The following is a 26,971-nucleotide window of genomic DNA, read 5'->3' as shown; positions in this document are numbered from 1 at the left end:
TTACTGGCTGTAAATTCACGATTTAAAATGTTATCTGTGCATGTTGGGGTTAGATGGATACAATCTGTCATTCGTAAAGAGAAAAAGCGTTATTTTAAAAACGTTGATGAGAGTTCTGTTCATGTTAACCCTGATTTTGAGTAGAAGTAGAAGCAGAGGCAAAGTGAGGTAATACAGTTCCGAGAAGTAAAAAAAGTAAATGGTCAGTAAAGAGATTACTTTGAACTTCATTTCATCTCCCTCCTCTTATATTTTTAAATACAATAGTATAATATCAAAAAAATACATATTTAACATTTTTTGTCTCAAAATAGTATAATAATGGTATATTTTAATATGAAAAGAGGATAATTCTAATGAATAGTAACAAATCCGTATTATTAGCAGTGTTTAGTATTCCGATTTTTATGTTAATCACATCTTTTGATTTATCTATACAGACTGATAGAATAAATGCCCTAATTTTCCTTGGATACACATATCCGATATTTTTCCTTTTGTATTATTTAGTTAAGATTAAAAATTTTAAACCAATGTTAGTTCTATCAATAGGAATATTATTATGGACTGCATTCACTAGTTTTTTATTCAAAGATACCTTTATTACAATTGGTTTATTTATAATTTCCATCTTAGTTTTAGTGACAATAACAGTTATAACTAAAGAACCTAATTAATCCGCATTTAATGTCATGGTATTAAATGGAATGTTTTGGATGGCATAGTATCAAATTGCATTTTTAAACCTTACCTTTTTCATTCAAAGCGCATAAATTGATGGGTCTGTCTAAAAAGTCAGGATAACTTACTCTTTTTTTTAAAAGACACACAAAAAAACGTCCTATCTAGTAAAATGTGAGGTGACAAGCCCAATTTTGCAGAAAGAACGTTTTTTATGAACTGGGCAGCTGACTTTTGGGGGCGCCTCTTTTTTTGCACAAATCGTTCATCCCACGATCCGGTTTAGCTATTCGCTAGACCTGTTCGCATTCAAAAGCATTTCCAGCTGCTTATACCGTTCTTCATTTGAAGCTTCTAAAAAGCTCTTGTCTAATAATTGATGTAAAACCATCCTTTTTTGCTCTGGGTCGTTGATTTCTTCTAAGACACGTTTTCGACCTTCCTTTAAAAATTCAACATAGTCAGCAAAATGTTCATCAAACTGCTCTGCCAAATTATTTTTTAATTTTCTGGCGAGCCCCGGAACTTTCCCGCTCGTTGATACACTGATGATTAAATCGCCCCTTTTAAATGTTGCCGGCATAATGATATTGCTTTTTTCAGGTGCATCCACCACATTGATCAGCTGATGTGCTTCACATGACTGGTAGACCTGCTCATTAACTTCCCTTTCATTCGTTGCCGCAATGACTAGAAACGCACCGTTTACATCGTCTTTTTCAAACGTTTTTTGTTTCCACGATATTTTTTTTTCTTGATGCATTCGAAAAAGATGATCTGATAGATCGGGACTGACAACCGTTATATCAGCACATGCATCGAGCAAAGCTTTTATTTTTCTTTCCGCTACCTTCCCTCCTCCGACAACGACTGTCTTTTTTCCTTTTATATTCAACATCGCACTGTAGTACATATGATCACCCTTTTTTGTCTTAGCGCTTACAATTTCTGGTTGATGCGAAGCTTTTTTTCCTTTCAAAAGGTTCTAGGATAACTTAAAAAAATTGGTCATCCTTTTTTTCGTGCGGTCGCTTCGGAACGGCATTGAAATCTTTTTTCCAATAAAAAAAGACCTAGATTCCCCATAAACAAGGATTTTCAAACGGGTCTAAAGCTTGCTTTAAAAAGCTTTTTCATGAGTTAGTCCGTCTTCCATCCTGCAAAACGACGGCGATCATTTCAGTTTTATTCGACTTTCTCACATCAGGTACAATTTATAAAGTGTTTCCTATCTGGATCAGTGCTTATAAGCTTTCAAGATCCACTGGGCATAGCAACTGCTTGGAGCGCATGCGAACATTGATGCATTGACGAAGATTCTCTAAAATTACAATCAACCTGCGCTTCACGTTTAATTCTGTTTACATTCTTACTAAATATAATAGACTTTTCATTATTAATGTGAAAGTCTTCTTATTCTTTGTAAATAATCATCGCTGAAAAACAGTAAATTTGTTCACCTTTTTGATCGCATGTTACCGCTACATGATATTTTATGTCGATATATTTTTGACTTGGAAGCGCAGTTAAAAAAGCGTTCACTTCCTCTTCTAAATCTTTTTCATGCTCTTCGTCAAAAATGGCGACTTTATAGCTCAATTTCTTCACACTCCCTTTATTTATCTCGTTGCTTCCAATATACTTTTATGCTTGTACAAATATGACACTTTTAATAAAGGGAAAAGATTTGCTCATGTCGGCAGTTTTTATGGGGATTTTGAGGGTATTACATGCGGTATGGTTTACTGTTTTGCCACGCTAATCTTCCTTTATAAGGAAAAAACCGCGCCTACATAAGCGCGGTTTTTCCACTTATTTTTTTATCTCGCTCTTCGGTTTAGTTTCCCCTGTCCATTCGAGCATTCCGCCAACCATATTGATGACATTAAAACCAAGATCCTGTAAATATAAACAAACATTTTCACTTCTTCTTCCTGAGCGGCAGACGAAAATATATTCCTTTTCTTTATCAAATTCTTCAATGCGGTCCGGGATTTCTCCCATCGGAATATGTTTTGCTTGTGGAATCATGCCTTCTTCTACTTCTTCTTCCTCGCGGACATCAATAATGTCTAATGTTTCGCCGTTTTCAAGCTTCGTTTTGAGATCATTTGGTGTGATTTCTTTTACCATGAATGGCCATCCTTTCATTGATATTCAAGCTTAATTGGCTACGATGTTGACAAGCTTGCCAGGAACAGCAATCACTTTACGAACGGTTTTGCCTTCAAGCTGTTCTTTTATTTTTTCATCATCCATCGCGATTTTTTCCATTTCCTCTTTAGAAGCATCGTTTGGTACAAGCAGCTTTGCCCGCACTTTTCCGTTGATTTGAATGACAATTTCCACTTCATCTTCGACAAGCTTTGATTCATCCCATGCCGGCCACGATTCATAAGCAATCGTTTCAGAATGGCCGAGTTTTTCCCAAAGCTCTTCGCAAATATGCGGAGCAACCGGCGATAAAAGCTTTACAAAGCCTTCCATATATTCTTTCGGAAGAATTGTCGCTTTATAAGCTTCATTAATAAATACCATCAGTTGCGAAATAGCTGTGTTAAAATGCAGATTTTCATAATCCTCCGTTACCTTTTTCACTGTTTGGTGATAAATGCGTTCAAGCTCTTGAGACGGTTCATCGACGATTTTCGGATTCAACTCGCCATTTTCCATTACAAACAGCCGCCATACACGATCTAAAAATCTTCTTGCACCGTCGAGTCCTTTTGTTGACCATGCAATGGATGCATCAAGCGGACCCATGAACATTTCATATAAACGGAGAGTATCCGCTCCGTGGCTTTCAACAATTTCATCAGGATTGACGACATTTCCTTTTGATTTGCTCATCTTTTCATTGTTTTCGCCGAGGATCATTCCTTGGTTAAACAATTTTTGGAACGGTTCTTTCGTCGGAACTACTCCGATATCGTATAAAAATTTATGCCAGAAACGGGCATACAGCAAGTGTAAAACAGCATGCTCAGCCCCGCCGATATAAATGTCCACAGGCAGCCATTTTTTCAATTTTTCAGGATCAGCTAATTGTTCTGAATTGTGCGGGTCAATATAGCGCAAATAGTACCAGCAGCTTCCCGCCCATTGAGGCATTGTGTTTGTTTCGCGCCGCCCTTTTTTGCCTGTTTTCGGGTCAACGACATTCACCCAATCCTCAATATTCGCTAAAGGTGACTCACCGGTTCCCGAAGGTCTAATTTCATCTGTTTCCGGAAGCACTAACGGCAGCTCCTCTTCAGGAACAGCTGTGATCGTGCCGTCTTCCCAATGGATGATCGGAATCGGTTCACCCCAATAACGTTGACGGCTGAACAACCAGTCTCGGAGACGGTATGTCACTTTTCTTTGTCCTTTTTTGTTTTCCTCCAGCCATTTGATCATCGCTTCAATTGCTTCTTCTTTATTCAATCCGTTCAAAAAGTCGGAATTTACATGCTCGCCGTCTCCTGTATAAGCTTCTTGTTCGATGTTTCCTCCAGCGACAACCTCTTTAATCGGCAGGTCAAATTTTTTCGCAAATTCATAGTCCCGTTCATCGTGGGCAGGCACGGCCATGATCGCACCTGTACCATAGCTCATTAAAACATAATCGGCAATCCAAATCGGCAATCTTTCTCCATTGGCAGGATTTACAGCATAGGCTCCGGTAAACACGCCTGTTTTTTCCTTCGCCAAGTCCGTTCTTTCGAGATCGCTTTTACTTTTAATTTGATCTAAATAGGCTTCCACCGCTTCTTTTTGTTCCTCGGTTGTAATTTCTTTCACAAGCGGATGTTCAGGCGCAAGCACTGTATACGTAGCACCGAAAAGCGTATCAGGACGAGTAGTAAAAACAGTAAAGGTTTTATCAGTTCCATCGACTGTAAAATGAACTTCCGCACCTTCCGACCGGCCGATCCAATTTCGCTGCATTTCCTTTATGCTTTCCGGCCAATCAAGCTCTTCTAAATCTTCCAGCAGCCTGTCAGCATATTCGGTGATTTTTAACACCCATTGTTTCATCGGACGGCGTTCAACAGGATGTCCTCCCCGTTCGCTTTTTCCGTCGATGACCTCTTCATTTGCAAGAACAGTTCCGAGTGCCGGGCACCAGTTGACGGGCACTTCATCAATGTAAGCAAGTCCTTTTTCATAAAGTTTTAAGAAGATCCATTGCGTCCATTTGTAATATTCCGGATCAGTTGTATTTACTTCCCGATCCCAATCATAGGAAAATCCTAGTGATTGAATTTGTCTGCGAAAATTATCAATATTTTTTTTCGTAAATTCCGCAGGATCGTTGCCGGTATCTAAAGCATATTGCTCAGCCGGAAGTCCAAATGCATCCCATCCCATTGGATGGAGAACATTGTATCCTTGCATCCGTTTCATTCGCGCCAAAATGTCGGTTGCCGTATAACCTTCAGGATGGCCTACATGAAGACCAGCTCCCGAAGGATACGGAAACATATCCAATGCATAAAACTTCGGTTTATCGGAATCATCCTCTGTTTTAAATGTTTTGTTTTTTAGCCAATAATCTTGCCATTTTTTCTCAATCTCACGATGGTTGTAAGACATGTAAAAATCCTCCTTTGCTATATATATGTATAAGCGTCAAATAATAAAAAAACTCCCATCCCCACGACGAAGGGACGAGAGACAATTTCCCGCGGTACCACCCAAATTAGCGCAAATGCACTCACTCTGTTCCGTAACGTGGAAACACGTCGGGCATTAGTCTGTACCGGAATACATTTCACACCCGCAACTCAAAGGGGAGTTCGTGAATAAACAACGATTGACTTTCACCTTCCGTCAACTCTCTAGACGCCTTTATCCACTACTGATCCTTTTCACCGTTCTTGCTTTTTCATCCACTTATCATATTGTTATTTTAATGAATTTTATGAGTTCATGCAAGTCAATGTCGAAAAATTTGGATTTCAGTCTAATAATTAATAATTGACAGACCCTTTCAAGCTTGAATCAAGCAGCATTTCTGCTTCATTTAAAATGTCCTGCAAGATCGTGTCAGCAGCGTTTGGTCTATATAATTCAGCAATGCTCATTTTCATTTTTTCCATTTTTTCAGGGTGGTTAAATAAATCATTGACCGTCTCTTGAACTTTTTCAAGCTTATTGATGACAACCGCCGCCCCTTTTGCTGCAAACAAATCGGCATTCTCCCTTTCCTGCCCCGGAACAGGTTTATAGAGAATAAGCGGAACTTTTAATGCGGCCGCCTCGCTGAGAGTAATCCCTCCAGGCTTTGTTATCATGCAGGAACAAATGCGAAAGAGCTCATCGATTCTTTCGACATAGCCAAAAACTTTTATTCGATCCGGGTGAATATACTGAAGCGGTTCAAGCTCATCTTTCAGCGATTGGTTATTTCCGCATACAACGACTATTTGCATGTCATCTCGTGTAAAAAATGATTCACACAAATCTTTTACATTTTTTAAAACTCCATGAGCGCCTGTAGCAATTAACAAAGTTTTCTTGTTCGGATCCAAATTGTATTTTTTATATAAATCGATCGTTTCCATTTTTTCTTCAAACTGCGGCCGAATAGGAATTCCGGTTACTTTGACAAGCGCTGGATGGATGTTGAGCATTGTCAGTTTTTCCTTCACATCGTCGCACGAAACATAATATTTATCAATGTTTTTATGAACCCATACTCGGTGAAGACAAAAATCGGTCAGCACATTAAATGTCGGGATGAACACGCCTGTCCGCGTGCGATATTCAGGCACAACGGAAATAGGAAATGTATTAATGATGATGTCAGGATTTATCTCCCTTACTAGCTGATTCAATTTGCGGTGTCCAAGCTTCAAATACAAATTCATAATGCGTTTGTTAGACATTTTGTCCACACTATAATAAAATAACCGATAAAATTGCTTACCGATGGAAAAACTTTTCAAATATAAATATCTTGTAATTTCCGCCATAATTGGATGAGACTCGCTAATTAAATCAGAAACTTTTACGTTGTTGATTCCCATCTTATGCAAAGACTGCTCCAATGTTTTAGCAACTTGGATATGACCGTTTCCGTAATTTGCCGTTAATATTAATATCTTTGGGTCTTTTAACATTTTATTCACCTCAACTTAAAGCAGCTCAACAATTAGAACGAACTAAAATCAAAATAGTTTCACTTTAAATGTATATTTCCTTTTATAATTTTAGGAGAAAAAAATTAAGAATCCTTTATTATTTTATTACATTTACATTTCACTGGAAATTTTCGTTTTTTGTTGGTTGCAATAGCTAAAATGACAAATATATGGATTGGGATTTTTTAATGTCCAACAAAAAATAATTCTGCCCGTTTACTCGCATGGTTCATACAAGAATCTTACCGATACGCATTGGTTTAATTGAATTTATGCCGTTTTTCCGGGGATTTTTTAGCTAGCTAATGGGCAGCCAAAGCTGCATGAATAACACCGAGAAGAATAAGATATGCCCTCCGAACAAAGTTTTTCCTTTATCTTTTCTGAACCGTTTTAGCCAAACAAGCTGAAACTCGCTGCAGAGATTCAAATACTTTTTCTTTGCTAAACTTTATTTATGAAAAGCATTGGCAAATTCGTTATTCATGTCTTTCATCCATTGGTATATTTGTTCAAAGCTGATTCCTGCATAAAATGCATCGATCATAATTTGCCGCAGCTCCTCTTTAATTATTTCAATTTTCTCTTCATCCAGCTTTTTCTGCACCATTTTCGATACAAATGTCCCCCGTCCTCTCAGCGTTTCAATCAAGCCTTCTCTTTCCAGCTCTTTATAAGCCTTTGAAACCGTGTTAGGATTAGCGATAATCATGGAAGACATCTCTCTTACAGAGGGCAGTTTATCGCCAGGCTTTAACACACCTTTGATACATAGTTCTTTCATTTTTTTTATGATCTGCTCATATATCGGAGTGGCACTTCTCGGGTCAATTTCAAACATCAAATACCCTTCTTTCTTACAAAAAGGACTCTTTTGTATTATGTGTACTACATTATATAGTACACATAATACAGAAAAGATGCAATCAACATTTTCTGATTCCGCATATAAAAAACGCTGAATGATTTCACTCGTTCGGGGGCTCTTGATCTTAGGGAAATTATGATGTACATAGTCGTATAGCAGCTTTTGCTAGAAGTTTGGCTGATTTCAACAAACTGATCCCGATTTTGTTTTAAAATGTAATCGTTCATTCGCATTGAGCCGAGCTTTTATATCGGTAATAGCGCAATCTGTTGAAAGATATTTTTATTCTATATTTTCGTTTTTATTCCAAAAACCATTCTTTCCTTATGCAAATTTATATATAAGATCAAATCGGCTAAAGAATAAATGAAAAATCATAATTGCAATTAAAGGGCAAGCCTACAATCAGGCTTTGCCCTGGAATTTTAATGATCGAGCAAAATCATCTCATTTTGAAGATGCTGCAGTTGAAGGCGCATGCGGTGAAGCTGCTCCCGCTGCTGGTCATTTGCGCTTAAACTGAGTTTTTCCACTTCTGCAAGCGCATCTTGAAGCTTTTGCTGTGCATTTGTATATTCTTCATCATTGTAATGCTCCTGTTTCAGTCCTTCAATATATTGCTCATTTGCATATTCCAATGCTTGCTGGCAATGTTGAATGCACTCTTCCACGGATTGTCTAGTAGCCAAACAAATCCCCTCCTTGATGAAGAATTTCTTCATCAACTGTATTTTTCGCTATTTCTGCAAGCTCCATCATGAAAAAAGCTGGTAAATTCTTATTTGAGATTGGTTTGGCAATCATGGTAAAATGTCTTGATAGTATATCGAAACAGGAGGAGTAGGAATTGGCGAACCACAATCCATTTCCGTATACGAATGACAACAAACGGTATCATACATGGAATTACCATTTACGAAATACATTTGGAGATAAAGTGTTTAAAGTTGCTTTAGACGGAGGATTTGACTGTCCAAACCGCGACGGTACGGTAGCACATGGCGGGTGTACGTTTTGCAGTGCCGCAGGGTCGGGCGATTTTGCCGGAAACAGAGCTGATGATCTTGTTACGCAATTTCACGACATTAGAAGCAAAATGCATGAGAAATGGAAAAACGGAAAGTATATTGCTTACTTTCAGGCATTTACAAACACTCATGCACCCGTGGAAGTTCTTCGTGAGAAATATGAAACGGTATTAGGTCTCGAAGGAGTTGTCGGTTTGTCCATTGCTACAAGGCCTGACTGTTTGCCTGACGATGTTGTTGATTATTTGGCGGAATTAAATGAGAGGACATATCTTTGGGTTGAATTAGGATTGCAAACCGTTCACCAGCGGACCGCTGATTTAATTAACCGTGCGCACGATTATGAATGTTATGTGGAAGGAGTTAACAAGCTCAGAAAGCACGGAATCCGAGTTTGCACACACATCATAAACGGTCTTCCGCTTGAAACGTACGATATGATGATGGAAACTGCAAAAGAAGTTGCTAAGCTGGATGTTCAAGGAATTAAAATTCATCTGCTCCATTTGTTAAAAGGTACACCGATGGTTAAGCAATATGAAAAAGGGATGGTGCGCTTTTTATCCTTTGATGAATATGTACAATTAGTTTGCGATCAGCTAGAGGTACTGCCTCCCGAAATGATCGTTCATCGCATTACAGGCGACGGTCCGATCGATTTAATGATAGGGCCGATGTGGAGCGTTAACAAATGGGAAGTGCTGAATGCCATTGATGCCGAACTCGAAAAACGAAACAGCTACCAAGGGAAGTATTATACAAAAGATCGAGTGATGTCAAAATGAACCTCATTCGCATTCTTCCATTTGCAAAAAAATTGATGGCTTCCGCTGTCCAAAACGGCGATATCGTTATTGATGCAACAGTCGGGAACGGACATGATACCGTCTTTTTAGCTCAACTCGTTGGCGAACAAGGTCATGTGTTTGGATATGATATTCAAAAACAAGCGCTTGAAGAGACAAAAAAACGATTGAAGGAATCCGGTTTAATCGACCGTGTTACTTTGTTTCATTCCAGCCATGATGACATTTTCAATACGATTCCGAAAAAACATCACAATCATATCGCCGGTGCGATGTTTAATCTCGGTTATTTGCCCGGTGGCCAAAAAAACATTGTGACAAAACCAGAATCAACTATTGAAGCAGTAAAGCAGCTTTTATCCATATTAAGACCCGGTGGAATGATCGTGCTGGTCGTTTATCACGGCCATCCGGAAGGAAAACGTGAGAGAGATGAGCTTCTTAAATTTGCCGAACAAATCGATCAACATACTGCTCATGTACTTGAATATCGTTTTTTAAACCAAAAAAATTCCCCTCCGTTTATTGTAGCAATCGAAAATCGAGTAGGAGGGAGCGATTAACTCCCGTCCTCTCACACCACCGTACGTACGGTTCCGTATACGGCGGTTCAATTAAGATAATTGACGCAAGTCTTTATAACTTCCGTGAATAGCTGTTCTCTTTATGCCAGTGGTCACTCCACCCTCCAAGAGATCTCCCACGGGATTCACCGCTTCCTCCCTCAAGTGAGGTACTACGTTTTCTGTGTTCATCATGACTCACTGAATGCCAAGGGCTATTCTCTCTTAATTGTTCGGTCCTTCTTAGTTGTTCTAGACCAACTAATACTATGACCTCTGCTGACTTCTGACTGTTCAGCTATCTATCACTAGATAGGTTACCAAGGTTACTTGGCGTGCCAGCCAGACCTCCCCGGGTAAGAGTGTAATCTTTCCTTCCATCCATCTGCTTCATTTACTCTGTATCACCTTCGGCAGAAAGGGCTTTGTTTTGTCTTGCAAACTCACCCAGTGATACCTAGCCTCATATGAAGTTCGTGTTCCGAGAGACCCAAAGTTTGCCGCTCGCTTCCTTCAGATTCCGCGTCACCACGGACACCCTTGCGTTAAGCTAACTGCTACTTCTGCCTTCGCAGCTCGGGACTTTCACCCTATAGATTACACCCATGCCGGGCGCACCCAAAAAACGAAGAACAACGAAGAAAAGTTGTTCTTCGTTTTTACCTAAACGATCGCTTTTTCTTTAATCATTCTTTTAATCTCAGCCGCAGCTTTTACTTTCACTTCAAGACACGGAGAGATTTCTACTTTGTAATCTTGTTTTTTAATCGCTTCTCTCAGTTCATCAATCGTGTTGCACTCCGGTAATTCATTTCGAATTGACCCGTACTGCATTGCCTGATGGGTATCACTTCCACCAACAACTGGTATGTTATACGGTTCTGCAAATTGCTTCACTCGTTGTTCCATTTCTCTTCCGTATGTATATAAATCTTTTCCATTTAAATCAAATGCGTCGAACTGTTCGAGCACTTCTGTTTCATGATGATTCCACGGTGTTTTTTCACGAAGTGGGTGAGCACCAATTTTTAAAACATTGTAGTCTTGAAGCAATGCAATTAAATCATTCACTTTAATATATGCTGTTTTTTCTTGATGAGGAAGAAGATACTTTGCAATGCTCATAATGTGTTCACGTGATCCGATCACGAGGAAATGTCCTGTTTCTCGAACATCTACTTCCAATCCACAAAATACTTTCATGCCGGAAACAGTGTAATATTCATCTTGATAAGGGAACCTACTTTCCATTTCTTCATATAATTCGATAATATTTCTCGAATTAAAATGTTCCGTTATAGCAACTGCGGTTAATCCGCTCGCTTTTGCTTCTTCCATTTTCTTTTCGAATTCGTCGATTGAACTCGGTATTCTTTTCGCCAAGTTGGCGTGGGTATGAAAATCAATAAACATAATAATCTCCTTTCAGTCCGACAAATTTAAGATGGAAACGTGTGTCCTAGCCACCAAATAGATAATAGGATGGCGAGATGTAAGACAATGAAAACATAATCTTGCTTTCTTAACTTTAAATATGCCAACTTCTGTTTTTTCGCTTCCGGATTATGAAGCGAATAAGAAAAACCGCGCACTTCTAATGCTTCTACCGTCAGCCTCGTTCGTTTTGCGACGTTCAACATAAGTGGATAAAACGATTTTATGATCACTTTGATATAGTAATAAACCATTCGCCACTTTAAAAAGCCCGGACGTTCCGGCGATTTTCCCCGCATTCGATAGGACTGGAAAATTTGATGGTATTCATCAAGCAAAATCGGAAGCATCCGGTACGCATAAGAAACAGCAAAACTAAATTGTGCTGGAAGCCCTAAGCTTAACAGTCCGTCACTCAGACGCTCTGGACTCATACTCGCAAAAACCGATACACTTGCGATTGACATAATAAAAATTTTCATCGAAAAAGTTAAAAGTGGTAAAACGACAGCAAAAGAACCGTCACCAAAGAATAACGATCCAACGAAAATCGTAAACAACTCCGTCATTATCCCAATTCCGAGCAATGTAAGAATGAGCGGGCTCACCCTTGATATAACAGCTAGGATAGCGGTATACATGATAATGGCAAGCAAAATTGTATTATTAAACGTAAACCACGGCACTAAACTGACGATTAAGTACCAAAATATTAGTACCCGCGGATCAATTTTCGCTAAATATACGTCAGGCTTTCCAAACGCAGTTTTTATGAGTTCCAATTTAATCGTTTCTACATTTAAAACGTCTTTAACTTTATCCATTAATTCCATCTTTTGCTGCCTCCTCTACCCGCTCGATGAATTCTTCCACTGACAAAGCCGGATGAATATTAAGCGCAAGACTTAACTCAGCAATCTGCGGAAGCTTAAGCCCTGCTTGTTGCCAAATTGGAACTCGTTCAAATAATTCCCGCGGTGAGCCATCGAACACAATTCGTCCATGTTCCATCACGATCACCCTTGTCGCCCATTCTGCAACTAGTTGCATATCATGCGTTGCAATAAGAACGGTCTTTACCCGGTCACGGATCGCGTGTAAAATTTCTACGAGCTGTATGCGATTTCCGACATCTAAACTAGCAGTAGGTTCATCAAGCATCATGACGGCAGGGGCCATCGCCAAACCAATTCCTACAGAAGACCTTCTCTGTTGTCCACCACTGAGTAAACGTCCGTCTTTTGGAAGCAGTTCATCCAACTTTAACATCTCTGCAATTTTTTCATAGCGGATTTGATGGTCTAAATTCCGAACCTTGCCAAAGAACGTTATATCGTTTTCGATAGTATCTTGAATGAACATTTCCTCTGGATTTTGATAAATATAGGCGATATGACTGGAAAGCTCTTCTGCTGGTGTTCGCAACACATTCACACCATTGACTGTTATTGCCCCTTTTTGCGGTTTGATAATTCCAGCTAAACTTTTAAGTAACGTCGTCTTCCCTGCACCGTTATTTCCGACAATCGTTACTCGCTCTCCTTCAAATAAAGTTAATTCATCGATATCGAGAACTTTCCTTCTTTCTTTATTTAACGTTTTCACTTCGTAAGAAACATCGTTTATCGTCACTATTTCTTGGCCATTATGTGGAACCGTTTGTTGATTTGGTACGACATCGGCAATGTTAAACCGTTTGAAATACGTTGTCGCTTCATCGACTGTAATCGGTAAGTCCCGCATATTGCCATATGGATTTAAATTGATCGCAGCTTGCGTAACTTGGGGTGGATAAATATGCAATTCTTCCAGTTCCGTTATTTTTAATAAACCTAGTTTTACCGGTTCATGCCATTTTACTTGACCGTTTTCAATGAGCACAACATGCTTACAGTAATTTGCGATAAATTCCGTATGATGTTCAATGACAATAATCGTTTTTCCAAGTTCTTCATTTAAATACTTTAAGCGATCATAAATTTCGGTCGCATGTTTCGGATCTAGCTGTGCAACAGGTTCATCGATAATAAGCACGTCCGGATTTAATGCCAACGCACCTGCAATTGCTGTTAAATGTTTTTGCCCTCCGCTTAATTCCCAAATCGTTCGATCTTTTAAATGGGAAATACCGACGAGGTCCATTGCTTCTTCCGCTCTTTCTTTATAATCAGGATATCCGAAATTGAGAGGTGAAAAAGCTACATCTTCAAAAACGGTTAGCTTCATTAATTGTGACTGGAAATCTTGATACACATAGCCGACATGATGGCTGAGAACGGAAACGGGATGGTCTTTTACTACTTTCCCGTTTACGATCACTTCTCCTTTATAATCCCCGGAAAAATAATGCGGGATTAATCCATTCATCGTTTTACAAAGCGTTGATTTTCCACTGCCATTTCCGCCAATGATTGCGAGAAAGTCACCTTTGTGAACGGTTAAATTCGCTCCATTTAACACCGGCTGATCGGAACCCGGATATTGGTAATGCACGTCTTTAATTTCAATAAGAGGTTCTTTTACGCTGACCATTGATCATGATCCTTTTTATTTTTTTCTTCGCTAAACGAACGGCCACACTAAACACTAAAATAACGATGATTGCTGCAGCCGAAATCGGAAGCCAAATGTAGCCATCTCCAAACTGTTCTAAGAAATCCGGATCCCAAACAGCAAAGTTAATATCCATCTCTGCCATAAACTCTGCAACAAGACCGACAAACGCAAGGAATACTGCAACAATTAAAAAGCGAACGGAAATATATGTCGTCATAGAAGCCCGATCATTTGCTTCTCGCGGTTTAATTCCCATTAACGGTTCAATTTTACGGTATAGTTTCGGCATAAAATACAATGTAGGAATTAGTCCAAACAATACTCCGGAAATTACCATTTCCTTGACAAAGCTAAACGCTTCAATCGCAACGATACTTTCTGGTAAACCAGCAACGGCTTCAATTTCTTCGATTCCAACCCAAACTTTTCCAATATCGACAATCGAACTTAACATTTGGTCGATTCCTACACCGACAATCGCAGCAATTCCAATTTGTTTTCTGCTAGACGGATCTTGGACGAGCAATCCTGCTATATACATCGCTAACGTAAATTCAATAAAACCTTCTACTTCACCGAGTCCGCTAAAATCACCGAGTAGTAAATCTCCAAAAATAATTTCACCTGTTGATGCACCGATTGCTGCAATTAGTGGATGGAACAAGAAAACGAGAATTAACGGAATAAATGCTAAATATGAAATGGATAAGTCAATTGGCCCAAGCTGAAATTCAGGCAAAATCTCTGTAAATAAATTTGCAAGACCATTCAGCGACATCGCCAAAATAAAAACAATCATCTTTTGTGACTGCGTATATTCATATCTAGATGATAACTGATTCGACATTTCTTTTTGCCTCCTTTTATATTCTATCTTCATCATACCGATCAATTGTTAAAGGAGTGTTGTGACTTAGTAAAAAAGATACTAAATTTAGAAAATTATTTTTCAATATGAAAAAAAATTTACATTTTTAATAAAAATCTTTGTTTATAATAAAATTAGAGACGAAATGTTATAAGAAAGGTGGGCAAACATTGACGCTTTCATTAAATTTAGATCCTGCTCAATTGACGCCAAACCATCAACGCGTTTTAGAAGTGATTAAAAAAAGAGGTATGAAAGTAGCCTACATGTCCATCGAGGATTTAGCAGAAGAAGCAGGAGTAAGTACCGCAACGGTTTCTCGCTTTTTTCCATTAGCTGGATTTAAAAGTTTTATCGAATTTAAAAACGATGTAAAAAAGCGAATTGAAGTGACACCTGAAAATAAACTGAAAAATTTTATTTTAGACATTGGTAGAGATGATGTACTCGATCGAATGATTGAACAAAACTATGAACATCTGCTACAAACGCATACCCATCTCGACCAAAAAGCTCTACATCGATCCGCAATTGAAATGATCAAAGCGAACCGCATTTTTATCCATGCCCCATCTTCTTCAGAAGGACTCGGAAGTTTACTCTCGCATCGTTTAAGGCGGTTCGGCATTTCAGTCGAACGGATCGCAAAAAGCGGACATGAAATTTATGAATCAATGATCCACTTTAGCAAAGACGATTGTATCGTTTTGTTTCAATTTGTTAAACTACAGCCTGAGTCAGAAGCAATTCTAGATTACGCAAGGAAATTAGGCATTCAAACGATTTTATTTACAGACCAACTAGTTGGGGATATGAATAACCTTGCTGATCACGTCCTTTACGCCTATAGAGGAGATGCATGGGAGTTTCATTCGATGGTCGCACCGACTATTGTTGTAGAAACGCTTGTTATGCTCATTGGTCAGCAACTTGAGAAGCGAGCGATCGCAAATGCAAAGAAATTAAGTTCGTTACGTAAGGAATATGGAGACATCATTCCAAATTAATCGAGTAGGAGGGGGTGACTAACCCCATAGCCATCAAGTTAAGAATTTGATCTTTTTTCAGCGCCAAAAACATGGTATCCTTTCTAACGAAAATCATCGTTGGAAAGGATTATTTTTTGATGGCAAAAAAGATGAAGGCATGGATAAAAACGATTCGTCAACTCTTCTCCTATGAAGAACTGACCCGTCTGGCACGGAAAGTCGGATTCATTCAGCGGCAGCGTTCATTAACAGCGGAAGCCTTTCTGACGCTATGTGCTTGGGGAGACGGATCGCTCGCCTGTCAGTCGCTTCAGCGGTTGTGTGCCGATTTGGCGCTCTGGCATGATTGCTCTCTCTCGAATGAAGGACTGAATCAGCGGTTTACGCCTCGTGCCGTGGCGTTTTTAAAAGAGGTCTTTTTTACTCTCCTGATGCATCAACGTCCGGCACTCTCTTCCATCACCGAAACGTATCGCGCTTGTTTCACCCGTCTGCGGATCTTAGACTCTACCAGTTTTTTACTTCCGACCGACTATGGTGAGGACTATCAAGGTTCGGTTTCATCTGGCGCCAAAATTCAATTTGAGTATGAGCTGTTATCGGGAACCTGTCTTCAGCTGTGCGTCCAACAGGCCAATGATTCCGATGCCCGTTTTGCTTATCATACCCAGCACACGATTTTACCGAATGACCTTTGCATTCGGGATCTGGGGTTTTTTTCACTCGCCACGCTGGCGGAGATCGATGCTCGAGGTGCTTATTATATTACCCGGTTGCGTTCCGATATCAAAGTCTATATCAAACAGGACGGGGAGTGGCACGAATGGGATTGGGAATCGATAGGAAATCGATTGGGCGAGGGGGAAGCCGTGGAAGTGGAACACGTGTATATCGGACACCAACGCCTGTATGTTCCGCGTCTGATTTTTCGCCGTCTCACGGCGGAAGAATGGGAAAAACGGCTGGCGTACGTGCGGAAAAAGGAAAAAAAGAAAGGGAAGGCGCTGTCACGCCAAACCCTTGAACAAAAGAAATATCACATCTTACTGACCAATTTACCACAAGAATCGTTTGATGCGCAACAAGTTTATGAGCTGTATTCGCTGCGCTGGCAAGTGGAGCTGTTATTTAAGGGCTGGAAATCCTTATTTGATCTTGACCGTGTCAAAAAGATGAAGAAGGAACGATTCGAATGCCACTTATATGGGACATTGATTGCCATTTTAGTCACGCAGACTCTTCTGTTCCAAGCCCGAAGGTATTGGCATCAACGGGAGGGAATCGAGATCAGTGAATGGAAAGCGCTTAATATCCTCCAATCGTATTGGCATCGGTTTCTTTTGCATCCCCAAGCGATGGAAACCGCCCTTCCATCTCTCCTGTCTCTGTTAAGGAAACACGCGAGGAAAGACCGAAGGAAAGGAGAGGAAACGGTATCGGATCTTTTAAAGAAATTGGAGATATGGTAGTGTGGGTCATGGATATAAATGCCAAATAACCCTCTTCTTGAGGGTTATTTGGCATGCCCAGCATTTGGTTTTCTCTTCATCCTTTGATTGATTTTTCGAACATGCGTATCATCCTAAAAAATTTTATACCGCTAACTTGACGGGTATGGTGACTAACCCCCGACCTCTCACACCACCGTACGTACGGTTCCGTATACGGCGGTTCAATTAAGTATGACGTAGTGCTTGATATCTTTCGAATAGACTTCTTAACCCCCGACGCTTCCAATAGGAGTTGTCGAGGGTTTTGTGTAGAATGGGACTGCAGGCAATCCGCCAATATTTCTTGCGTGTATTGCCCCATTCGAATGCTTTATGGCTTGGAACCCCTAATCCTCTGAGTTTCCGAATTCTTGTTTTCGGGGTTTTCCATTCTTTCCACAAACACATTCGAAGCCTTCGTCTAATCCATTCATCAAATTCTTTGAACTTACTTGGTGTTTCTGCCAAGGCAAAATATCCGCACCATCCCATTAAATACTTGTTCAGTTTCTCAATCCTTTTCTCCATTGGATACGGTTTCGACCTTGATGTAATTTCACGGATCTTGTTCTTCAAACGTTTCACACTTTCGTTCGCAATCCGTACCTTTGGAGTCTTATTGAGTGTGAAGCTGAAACCGAGAAACTTCCGTTTCCAAGGACGGTCTACCGCCGATTTCTCTTTATTTACCTTGAGCTTTAACTCCTTCTCGATAAAGTTCGTAATGGAATTCATGACACGAATTCCTGCTTTCTTTGTTTTCACATAGATGTTACAGTCATCCGCATACCGAACAAACTTATGTCCACGTTTCTCAAGCTCTTTATCCAATTCATGAAGCATGATGTTTGATAAAAGTGGACTAAGCGGGCCGCCTTGAGGCGTTCCCATGTCCGTTTCCATTACCACTCCATTGATCATCACGCCTGATTGAAGATACCGGCGAATTACCTTCAGTAGAATTTGATCTTTGATCGTTTTCGCCAAGATCCCCATCAGTTTGTCGTGATTCACCTTGTCAAAGAATTTCTCTAGGTCTATATCGACTACCCAACGATATCCTTCTTTGATATAACCCTTTGCTTCCCTAACCGCATCATGTCCCCTTCTGCCTGGGCGGAAACCATAGCTATGGTCCGAGAAGGTCGGATCAAAAATTTTCGTCAACACTTGGGCAATCGCTTGTTGGATGAAACGATCCGTCACGGTAGGGATCCCTAGAAGCCTTACTCCACCGTTCGGTTTCGGGATTTCGACCCGACGGACGGGTAAGGGCTTGTAGGTTCCTTCTCTCAACGACTGTCGAATGGAGTCCCAATTTTCGTAGAGGTGTCTTCGTAGGTCTTTTACGGACATGCCATCTACTCCGTGACCTCCTTTATTCTGTTCGACTCGTTTCAGTGCCGCCAGGAGATTTTCCCGTGACAAAATCATTTCCATCAACATTGATATCCTCTCCACGTGAACGAATTCTTCTATTTGTGCCATCTTCTGCTCCACCCTCTTGAAGTCCCCCGTGGGATTCACCACTTCCTCCTTCAAGTAAGTCCTATCGGATTGTCTGCTTCCACACAGAAGATGAACGCCTAGCGATTCGTTCTCCTTAATTGTTCAGTCCTTCCTCTTCCATCTCGAGCTTGAAAGAGTACTATGACTTCTGCTGACTTCTGACTGTTCAGTTATCTATCACTAGATAGGTTACCAAGGTTACTTGGCGTGCCAGCCAGACCTCCCCGGGTAAGAGTGTAATCTTTCCTTCCATCCATCTGCTTCATTTACTCTGTATCACCTTCGGCAGAAAGGGCTTTGTTTTGTTGTGCAAACTCACCCAGTGATACCTAGCCTCATATGAAGTTCGTGTTCCGAGAGACCTTAAAGTTTGCCGCTCGCTTCCTTCAGATTCCGCGTCACCACGGACACCCTTGCGTTAAGCTAACTGCTACTTCTGCCTTCGCAGCTCGGGACTTTCACCCTATAGATTACACCCATGCCGGGCGCACAAGCAAAATAGCCGGGAATAATATCCCGGCTAGCTTTATCCATCAAGAAGATTTAATCAAATTCCATTTTCGGAACGTTCGATATGCCCTAGCATTCACATAAAAGAAAACGGAGGTTGTTCCTCCTTTTTTTATTAATTTTTTAGCCAGCTTTCCTAAATCTTTATGTACTAATACTTTGTCATCAGATAAATAAATGCCGAGCAATCCGCGGTTAATTAATTTATGAAAATTTTCGTTCGGAATACCTTTTAAATTTTTGTCCGCTTCATGTACAAAATGAGCTAATCGTTCCATCATTTCTGATGTGCTTTCATAAAAACTGCAAAAATTTAAATCGCCCTCCAATTGATCCTCCTCTTGATCAATAAAGTAATCCAATAAAATGTGAAGCCCTTGCACATATGGAAAGTAACCGTCTTTAATTTTTTTGGCAATCGCTTCGTTAAAGCTGGGCTGAAATGCATAGGCGACTAAACAAAAAATGCCCAATGTCGATCCAGCGCAGGCAGAAAATTCATACCACCGCATATCCGGGAGGGAAGATTTATATTGTTCGAACCACTGTACTAGCCTTGGCACTCTTTCCTCTTCTATTACATGCTTATGTACTTGCAGTTCACAATAATATTCGCAAAGCTCCATCAAATAGCCAGCTATAACCGGATAGTTCTCCAATTGGCTCAGCATTCTTTGGCATGTCATGACAAGCTCTTTTAAATATCCGCCGTCATCTTGGTCCTCACGAAATTGGTAGTAATTTTTTAATTCTGCATGAATCGACAGCGCATCCTTCATTGATTGGTGCAGCATGCGGAAATCTTCCGGATCAAAAGAAGTGCTTCTGTCGCATAAATTATCCAAGTAATCGCTAATCGTTTGATAAGCAACGATAAACTCTATGCATTCCTCTATATGAGAGTTCGACAAAAGCGCTAAAATGCTTCCTCCTTCGCAATGAAATGCCTTCGTATTTATGCTTGCAAGCGCCTGCTTTCTCAATTCAGGATTCGGTATTTCCTCAGCCTTTTTTTTCCACCCATCTAAGTAATAATGGACGGTCGGAAGAATTTCCCTATAAACTCTTGACATAAGGCTGATAGGGTGTTCAGGTATACTCAAAGATCAACTCACCTCTTCATTGTAAAATTCCAGTGTTTATGTTAAATGGCTTTCTGTAAATCTCAACGCATCTTGAAAAACAAGTTCTCTTTCCGGTTCATTAAAAATTTCGTGATATAGTCCTTCCCATTCTTTATAGCTCTTTTCCGTGAGATTCAACTGACTATACCATTTTTGAACTGCTGATTTATCAACAATTTTGTCTTCTCCTCCCTGCATGACGAAAAGAGGGACATCTGGAAACTGCGGAAGCTGCTGAAATGCTAGTTCAATAGCATGAAGAAGCTCTCTGTACCAGCGCACAGAAACTTTTCTTACGTAAAGGGAGTCGTTTCTGTTTATGTCTTGAATTTCCTTATTTCTCGTTGCCATCTCAACTGTCAAACCGGAATCAAAGCGTACCCTAGGCGCGAAAATATTTAATCCTTTTGCCAAAAGATCGAGCGCTTTACTCGGTTTTTGCAAAATTCCTAAACATGGCGAAGATAAAATGACCCCGTTTAACGGAATTTTATTTCTCTGCAGCGTACGTATGGCTATTAAACCGTCCATGCTATGCCCCAGCAAAAAAAGCGGCAATTGGAAAGATTGAGCCTCCCTGATCCAACGGTCAACTTCATCAATATATTCATCAAACGATTGGACATGTCCCCGTCTGGAGGATGAATTTCCTTGTCCTGGCAAATCCCCCATGACAACATGGTACCCGTTTGTTTGCCACTTTTTTATCAGCCATTTGTAACGTCCATGATGTTCTAAAGCTCCATGAATGATGACAATCGCAGCTTTAGGACTAGAACTTACCCATTTCCACATAAATTAACTCCTTTCCGAACATGACGGAAAATTTGTTATAATATGAAAAAAAGAAAAGGATGGTTCCCATGGTTATTTATCCATATAAAGACAAAAAACCTATAATTAGCGATTCGGCTTATATAGCTGATTTTGTCACAATCACCGGCGATGTTCAAATAGGAGATGAATCAAGCATTTGGTTTCAGACGGTTATCCGCGGTGACGTCGCCCCAACTATTATTGGAAATCGGGTCAATATTCAAGACCAATGCTGTCTGCACCAGAGCCCAAATAAACCGTTAATTATTGAAGATGATGTAACCGTCGGCCATCAAGTTCTGCTCCACAGTGCGATTGTGCGGAAAGGAGCTCTAATTGGAATGGGTTCGATTATTCTGGATGGAGCAGAAATCGGAAAAGGCGCTTTTGTCGGTGCAGGCAGTCTTGTCCCGCCAGGCAAAAAGATACCTGAGAAAACTTTAGCATTCGGAAGACCCGCCAAAGTGATTAGAGAATTAACAGAAGAAGATCTTCAAGATATGGAGCGCATCCGTCGCGAGTATATCGAAAAAGCTCAATATTATAAAAATATTGCTCGTATGAACAGCATATAAATTGCTTATAAAAACATTTTAAAACTTTCTCTTTCAAATGTCATTCTTTACCGGGCAGCTTCATGCATTTTTAAAATTTTGTAAAATTTTTATTAGATTTGTTGAAGTTTACATAAATATGAGAGAAAATTTTTTATAAGAATTTTTGCTTTTTGAAAAGAGGAACTTTAACATGGGCAGACTGCTGAATCAGCTTTACCAATTTGAGTGCAAGTTGTTCAAACTGATTAATTCGCATTTTGAACGAAAAGGACTGAATGTTTATTTTCGGTATATTACTCATTTAGGAGGGGCTGTTTTTTCAATTGCAACATGTTTAATGCTGATGTTATTTTTTAATGAACCTGTAAAAACTGTTGCCTTGGCAAGTTCAGCTGCTCTTTTTTTCAGTCATATTCCGGTTTTCATTGTGAAAAGAATTTATCCACGCAGACGGCCTTATCTTACATTATTTGAAACAAAAGTGTTAGAAAATCCGTTAACTGACCATTCATTTCCTTCTGGACATACGACAGCTGTATTTTCAGTGGCAACACCATTTTTGCTCTTTTTTCCAGCCTTAACATGGATTTTGCTTCCTCTCGCATTCAGTGTGGCACTATCAAGAATTTTTCTTGGCCTACACTACCCTTCAGATGTGCTGGCGGGAATAGTTCTAGGAGCTTCAGCAGGCACCATCTGTTTTGTCGCATTCGGACCATAAATCGAGTAGGAGGGAGCGATTAACTCCCGTCCTCTCACACCACCGTACGTACGGTTCCGTATACGGCGGTTCAATTAAGATAATTGACGCAAGTCTTTATAACTTCCGTGAATAGCTGTTCTCTTTATGCCAGTGGTCACTCCACCCTCCAAGAGATCTCCCACGGGATTCACCGCTTCCTCCCTCAAGTGAGGTACTACGTTTTCTGTGTTCATCATGACTCACTGAATGCCAAGGGCTATTCTCTCTTAATTGTTCGGTCCTTCTTAGTTGTTCTAGACCAACTAATACTATGACCTCTGCTGACTTCTGACTGTTCAGCTATCTATCACTAGATAGGTTACCAAGGTTACTTGGCGTGCCAGCCAGACCTCCCCGGGTAAGAGTGTAATCTTTCCTTCCATCCATCTGCTTCATTTACTCTGTATCACCTTCGGCAGAAAGGGCTTTGTTTTGTCTTGCAAACTCACCCAGTGATACCTAGCCTCATATGAAGTTCGTGTTCCGAGAGACCCAAAGTTTGCCGCTCGCTTCCTTCAGATTCCGCGTCACCACGGACACCCTTGCGTTAAGCTAACTGCTACTTCTGCCTTCGCAGCTCGGGACTTTCACCCTATAGATTACACCCATGCCGGGCGCACAAGCAAAAAGGTGTCTAATGCATGCATCGCATTGGACACCTTTTTTATTTTACAAATATTGATGAGCCTGTTCGCGCAAAGCTTCCGCTTTATCTGTGCGTTCCCATGGCAAATCTAGATCGTTGCGTCCGAAATGACCGTAAGCAGCTGTCTGTTTGTAAATCGGGCGGCGCAAGTCAAGCATTTTTATAATGCCAGCTGGGCGCAAATCAAAGTTATTGCGAATTAATTCAACTAAAACATCTTCGCTTACTTTGCCAGTACCGAACGTATCAACAGAAATAGAGACAGGTTTCGCTACACCAATTGCATAGGCCAGCTGAACCTCGCATTTGTCTGCAAGTCCGGCTGCGACAATATTTTTCGCTACATAACGAGCCGCATAAGCTGCAGATCGGTCTACCTTCGTCGGATCTTTTCCTGAGAAAGCTCCTCCGCCATGGCGCGCATAGCCTCCGTAAGTATCGACAATGATTTTTCGTCCCGTTAATCCTGCATCTCCTTGTGGTCCGCCAATAACGAAACGTCCGGTAGGGTTGATGAAATATTTTGTTTCTTCATCGATCAGTTCTTTTGGAACAACCGGATCAATTACTTTTTCTTTAATATCCTGCTTAATTTGTTCTAAAGTTGCCTCCGGATGGTGTTGAGTCGATATGACAATTGTGTCAATTCTAACCGGCTGTTCATTTTCATCATATTCTACCGTAACTTGCGTCTTTCCGTCCGGACGCAAATAAGGAATTTCTTCGCTTTTTCTAACTTCTGTAAGCCGGCGTGAAAGCTTATGGGCAATGGAAATCGGGAGAGGCATTAATTCCTTCGTTTCATTGCATGCAAAACCGAACATTAACCCTTGATCTCCAGCGCCAATCGCTTCAATTTCTTCATCAGTCATTTGTCCTTCTCGCGCTTCTAAAGCTTTATCCACCCCTGCAGCAATATCGGGTGATTGCTCATCAATTGATGTTAAAACAGCACAAGTTTCAGCATCAAAACCGTATTTAGCTCTCGTATAGCCGATCTCTTTGACCGTTTCTCGCACAATTTTTGGTATATCCACATACGTGCTTGTCGTAATTTCTCCACTGACTAATACAAGTCCGGTTGTGACAGATGTTTCGCAAGCTACACGTGCGTTCGGATCTTTTTCTAAAATGGCATCTAAAATCGCATCTGAAATTTGGTCGCAAATTTTGTCCGGATGCCCTTCCGTTACGGATTCAGATGTAAACAGACGGCGCTTTTTTGTCATTTACTGCATCCTCCTCAAACTTAAAATGATGTTTATGGAGTGCTACACTCCTTGACATTGACACGGAACTCATTCCCTCGCCACTATTGTAAACATATCAAAATTGCGTACGATAAGAAAAACTTGGCTAAACGAGATTTCTCTTATACATAGAAAAAACCTTCCCTGCCAGAGGAAAGGTTGTTATAAACATCATTGCCTTTCACTCTTATCGTTCAAGGATATAACCTTGCATCAGGTTAGCACCATTGCTCGTCTATGAATATGGAATTCTTTCGCATCATGTTGTATGTCCATAGAATACCGGGATTTTGAAAGCCATATTCTACTGTCTTCTTTCAACGAGCCGGTTGCTGGGCTTCATAGGGCCTGTCCCTCCGCCAACTCGGGATAAGAGTATCCGTTCAAATGTATATCATACAGGAGCAAAAAAGTACTTGTCAACAATAAATAAAGCTTCTCTGTAATTTTCCAAATCATCTGATATCCATTATTTCAGTATCAGCTGATCAATCATGATTCGTATGATGCCCAAAAATGAAGGCAAAATATATAGTAAAAACATTATTTTCAGAAATCGATAAATAGGATGGATTATTTTTGCGAATGTGTTATACTATTTCTATAAAACCATTTCAAATATGCAAAAAAAGGATGGTATGTATATGAATATTGTAGATGTATCAAATGAATTAGCTTCGTTGATCAGCGGACCAAATGCATATCATAATTTACCAGTCGCACGGCTTGTAGAAAAAGTTTTAGCTAGGAAAGAAGGTTTTTTAACAAATACAGGTGCAGTTTCGGTTACAACAGGCAAATATACCGGCCGGTCACCAGAAGATAAATTCATCGTTGAAGAAGATTCTGTCAAGCATTTAATTGATTGGGGACCCGTCAACAAGCCAATTTCATCAGAAGTTTTTGAAAAACTGTACTTAAAAGTCATACAATATTTAAAAAATAGAGATGAAATTTATGTTTTTAACGGATTTGCCGGAGCTGACAAAAAATATCGTCTTCCAATTCAAGTGGTCAATGAATTGGCGTGGCAAAATTTATTTGCTCGCCAACTGTTTATCCGTCCGAAAAGCCAAGACGATTTAAAGGAGCATAAAAATCCGTTTACAATTGTTTCCGCTCCTTCCTTTAAAGCAGATCCAGCTGTGGATGGAACGAACTCAGAAGCATTTATCATTATTTCTTTTGAAAAGAGAATAATCCTGATCGGCGGAACTGAATATGCAGGCGAGATGAAAAAGTCTATCTTTTCCGTCATGAACTTCCTGCTTCCAGAAAGAGATATATTTTCAATGCACTGCTCCGCCAATGTCGGTCAAGAAGGCGATGTCGCGCTCTTTTTCGGTTTATCGGGAACAGGCAAAACAACACTTTCCGCCGATCCAAAACGCCGATTAATTGGTGATGATGAACACGGCTGGTCTTCATCTGGTATTTTTAATATTGAAGGCGGCTGTTATGCAAAATGCATCGGCTTGTCTGAAGAAAAAGAACCTCAAATTTATAACGCTATTCGATTCGGTTCCGTTTTGGAAAACGTTGTGGTTGATGAATCGACACGAATTCCTGATTATGACAACTCCTTATTAACAGAAAACACCCGTGCGGCTTATCCAATTGAAGCGATTGACAATATTGCTAAACCGAGCATTGCGGGTCACCCTAACACTATTATTTTTTTAACAGCTGATGCGTTCGGTGTTCTGCCGCCAATAAGCAAATTAACGAAAGAACAGGCTATGTATCATTTCTTAAGCGGTTATACGAGCAAGCTTGCTGGAACGGAAAGGGGTATTACTTCCCCTAAAACAACGTTCTCCACATGCTTTGGCGCACCATTTCTTCCGCTTCCAGCTACAAGATACTCTGAAATGCTCGGAAGAAAAATCGAAGAACACGATGTGAAAGTATTTTTAGTCAATACAGGGTGGACCGGCGGAGAATACGGAGTAGGAAAACGAATTAAACTTGCTTATACAAGAGCCATGGTTCAGGCAGCATTGGAAGGCGAACTCGATGAGGTGGAAACTGTAAAAGACCCTATTTTCGGGCTGGCGATTCCTGCTCATGTTCCAGGAGTGCCTGATGAAGTTTTACAGCCTATTAAAACATGGAGTGATAAAAACGCTTATGAACAAAAAGCGTATGAATTAGCAAAAGCATTCAAAGAGAACTTCAAAAAATTCTCGAACGTTCCGAAGGAAATTGAAGAACTTGGCGGTCCAATCATATAAAAAAATTACTTACTTTCGGCTACCGGCTTTGAACTGCCCCCTGTCAAGTAGACTGTAGAAATAATAAAAATATACCTAAGCGGCTTTAGCTCTATATTCCATGGGGCTAAAGCCGCTTAATTTTTTTGATACCTTTCATAATGATAAAAGCGGTTGTACTCATCCATCGCAA

General features: G+C 40.2%; 21 protein-coding genes, 1 pseudogene, 1 riboswitch and 1 other annotated feature. Of the genes and pseudogenes, 7 read left to right on the top strand and 15 right to left on the bottom strand.

All coding sequences use genetic code 11. The features are described from left to right. Positions 1-1,021: 1,021 nt before the first annotated feature. The 7 genes and pseudogenes from NST97_RS17810 to NST97_RS17780 all read right to left on the bottom strand — a co-directional run. Positions 1,022-1,579: pseudogene (locus tag NST97_RS17810) on the bottom strand (NAD(P)-binding protein); the annotation flags it as partial. A gap of 515 nt (positions 1,580-2,094) precedes the next feature. Next, a complete protein-coding gene (locus tag NST97_RS17805; protein WP_063386586.1) occupies positions 2,095-2,280 on the bottom strand; it encodes a sporulation protein Cse60 in 186 nt (61 codons plus the stop codon). A gap of 213 nt (positions 2,281-2,493) precedes the next feature. Then, a complete protein-coding gene (locus tag NST97_RS17800) occupies positions 2,494-2,814 on the bottom strand; it encodes a rhodanese-like domain-containing protein (protein ID WP_063386585.1) in 321 nt (106 codons plus the stop codon). Positions 2,815-2,844: 30 nt separating this feature from the next. After that, positions 2,845-5,259 carry a leucine--tRNA ligase gene (leuS, locus tag NST97_RS17795; RefSeq protein WP_094245290.1) on the bottom strand — a complete coding sequence of 805 codons (2,415 nt, stop codon included), beginning with the start codon at positions 5,257-5,259 and terminating at the stop codon, positions 2,845-2,847. Between the two features lie 67 nt (positions 5,260-5,326). Next, positions 5,327-5,547: a binding site (T-box leader), on the bottom strand. An 89-nt stretch (positions 5,548-5,636) separates the two neighbouring features. Beyond that, the gene (locus NST97_RS17790) at positions 5,637-6,788 is read right to left on the bottom strand and encodes a diglucosyl diacylglycerol synthase (RefSeq protein WP_063386583.1); all 1,152 of its coding nucleotides are present in this window, start codon (positions 6,786-6,788) and stop codon (positions 5,637-5,639) included. A gap of 472 nt (positions 6,789-7,260) precedes the next feature. Next, positions 7,261-7,650 carry a GntR family transcriptional regulator gene (locus NST97_RS17785; RefSeq protein ID WP_311067003.1) on the bottom strand — a complete coding sequence of 130 codons (390 nt, stop codon included), beginning with the start codon at positions 7,648-7,650 and terminating at the stop codon, positions 7,261-7,263. 452 nt (positions 7,651-8,102) lie between these two features. Beyond that, positions 8,103-8,366, bottom strand: a complete 264-nt coding sequence (locus NST97_RS17780; RefSeq protein ID WP_063386581.1) for a YtzC family protein — start codon at positions 8,364-8,366, stop codon at positions 8,103-8,105. Between the two features lie 158 nt (positions 8,367-8,524). Between NST97_RS17780 and NST97_RS17775 the strand changes: the two genes are divergently transcribed. Both NST97_RS17775 and NST97_RS17770 read left to right on the top strand, forming a co-directional pair. Continuing rightward, entirely contained in the window at positions 8,525-9,490 is a 966-nt protein-coding gene (locus tag NST97_RS17775; protein ID WP_063386580.1) for a TIGR01212 family radical SAM protein, read from the top strand. After that, a complete protein-coding gene (locus NST97_RS17770) occupies positions 9,487-10,074 on the top strand; it encodes a class I SAM-dependent methyltransferase (RefSeq protein ID WP_094245288.1) in 588 nt (195 codons plus the stop codon). Before NST97_RS17775 ends, NST97_RS17770 begins: the two co-directional genes overlap by 4 nt. 663 nt (positions 10,075-10,737) lie before the next feature. Here the strand turns inward: NST97_RS17770 and NST97_RS17765 are convergent. The 4 genes from NST97_RS17765 to NST97_RS17750 are packed head-to-tail and all read right to left on the bottom strand — an operon-like array spanning position 10,738 to position 14,911. Next, on the bottom strand, positions 10,738-11,487 hold the full coding sequence (locus tag NST97_RS17765) for a PHP domain-containing protein (RefSeq protein ID WP_341343523.1): 750 nt from the start codon (positions 11,485-11,487) through the stop codon (positions 10,738-10,740). A gap of 26 nt (positions 11,488-11,513) precedes the next feature. After that, positions 11,514-12,341 (bottom strand): energy-coupling factor transporter transmembrane component T family protein, encoded by an 828-nt coding sequence (locus NST97_RS17760; RefSeq protein ID WP_341343522.1) that lies wholly within the window; start codon positions 12,339-12,341, stop codon positions 11,514-11,516. Beyond that, positions 12,325-14,040 carry an ABC transporter ATP-binding protein gene (locus NST97_RS17755; RefSeq protein WP_341343521.1) on the bottom strand — a complete coding sequence of 572 codons (1,716 nt, stop codon included), beginning with the start codon at positions 14,038-14,040 and terminating at the stop codon, positions 12,325-12,327. Before NST97_RS17755 ends, NST97_RS17760 begins: the two co-directional genes overlap by 17 nt. Next, positions 14,012-14,911: a cell division protein FtsQ gene (locus NST97_RS17750; protein WP_341343520.1), complete on the bottom strand. Its 900-nt coding sequence runs from the start codon at positions 14,909-14,911 to the stop codon at positions 14,012-14,014. Before NST97_RS17750 ends, NST97_RS17755 begins: the two co-directional genes overlap by 29 nt. A gap of 191 nt (positions 14,912-15,102) precedes the next feature. On the opposite strand from NST97_RS17750, the gene NST97_RS17745 reads away from it, so the two are divergent. Together NST97_RS17745 and NST97_RS17740 are read left to right on the top strand one after the other, a co-directional pair. Further along, positions 15,103-15,939, top strand: a complete 837-nt coding sequence (locus NST97_RS17745; protein ID WP_341343519.1) for a MurR/RpiR family transcriptional regulator — start codon at positions 15,103-15,105, stop codon at positions 15,937-15,939. Between the two features lie 119 nt (positions 15,940-16,058). Beyond that, positions 16,059-17,390, top strand: a complete 1,332-nt coding sequence (locus NST97_RS17740; RefSeq protein ID WP_341343518.1) for an IS4 family transposase — start codon at positions 16,059-16,061, stop codon at positions 17,388-17,390. 207 nt (positions 17,391-17,597) lie between these two features. On the opposite strand, the gene ltrA is transcribed toward NST97_RS17740, so the two are convergent. The 3 genes from ltrA to NST97_RS17725 all read right to left on the bottom strand — a co-directional run bounded on the left by ltrA (position 17,598) and on the right by NST97_RS17725 (position 21,349). Beyond that, on the bottom strand, positions 17,598-18,857 hold the full coding sequence (ltrA, locus tag NST97_RS17735; protein ID WP_341343575.1) for a group II intron reverse transcriptase/maturase: 1,260 nt from the start codon (positions 18,855-18,857) through the stop codon (positions 17,598-17,600). A 596-nt stretch (positions 18,858-19,453) separates the two neighbouring features. Further along, positions 19,454-20,533 (bottom strand): tetraprenyl-beta-curcumene synthase family protein, encoded by a 1,080-nt coding sequence (locus NST97_RS17730; protein ID WP_063386578.1) that lies wholly within the window; start codon positions 20,531-20,533, stop codon positions 19,454-19,456. 36 nt (positions 20,534-20,569) lie between these two features. Beyond that, the gene (locus NST97_RS17725) at positions 20,570-21,349 is read right to left on the bottom strand and encodes an alpha/beta hydrolase (RefSeq protein WP_341343517.1); all 780 of its coding nucleotides are present in this window, start codon (positions 21,347-21,349) and stop codon (positions 20,570-20,572) included. Positions 21,350-21,417: 68 nt separating this feature from the next. Between NST97_RS17725 and NST97_RS17720 the strand changes: the two genes are divergently transcribed. Both NST97_RS17720 and NST97_RS17715 read left to right on the top strand, forming a co-directional pair. Then, a complete protein-coding gene (locus tag NST97_RS17720; protein ID WP_341343516.1) occupies positions 21,418-21,945 on the top strand; it encodes a gamma carbonic anhydrase in 528 nt (175 codons plus the stop codon). 172 nt (positions 21,946-22,117) lie between these two features. After that, positions 22,118-22,648 (top strand): phosphatase PAP2 family protein, encoded by a 531-nt coding sequence (locus NST97_RS17715; RefSeq protein ID WP_066249451.1) that lies wholly within the window; start codon positions 22,118-22,120, stop codon positions 22,646-22,648. Between the two features lie 690 nt (positions 22,649-23,338). On the opposite strand, the gene metK is transcribed toward NST97_RS17715, so the two are convergent. Further along, a complete protein-coding gene (gene metK / locus NST97_RS17710; RefSeq protein WP_063386575.1) occupies positions 23,339-24,544 on the bottom strand; it encodes a methionine adenosyltransferase in 1,206 nt (401 codons plus the stop codon). 205 nt (positions 24,545-24,749) lie between these two features. Continuing rightward, a riboswitch (SAM riboswitch) is annotated at positions 24,750-24,941 on the bottom strand. A 268-nt stretch (positions 24,942-25,209) separates the two neighbouring features. Between metK and pckA the strand changes: the two genes are divergently transcribed. After that, positions 25,210-26,799, top strand: coding sequence for a phosphoenolpyruvate carboxykinase (ATP) (gene pckA, locus NST97_RS17705; protein WP_063386648.1), 1,590 nt, complete (start codon positions 25,210-25,212; stop codon positions 26,797-26,799). Positions 26,800-26,971: the final 172 nt, after the last annotated feature.

Origin of the sequence: Aeribacillus sp. FSL K6-1305 (genome assembly GCF_038050115.1) — a bacterium.
Taxonomy (GTDB): Bacteria; Bacillota; Bacilli; order Bacillales; family Aeribacillaceae; genus Aeribacillus; species Aeribacillus composti.
Note: the sequence above shows the minus strand (reverse complement) of the source record. Positions and strands in the feature narration are given on the sequence as shown.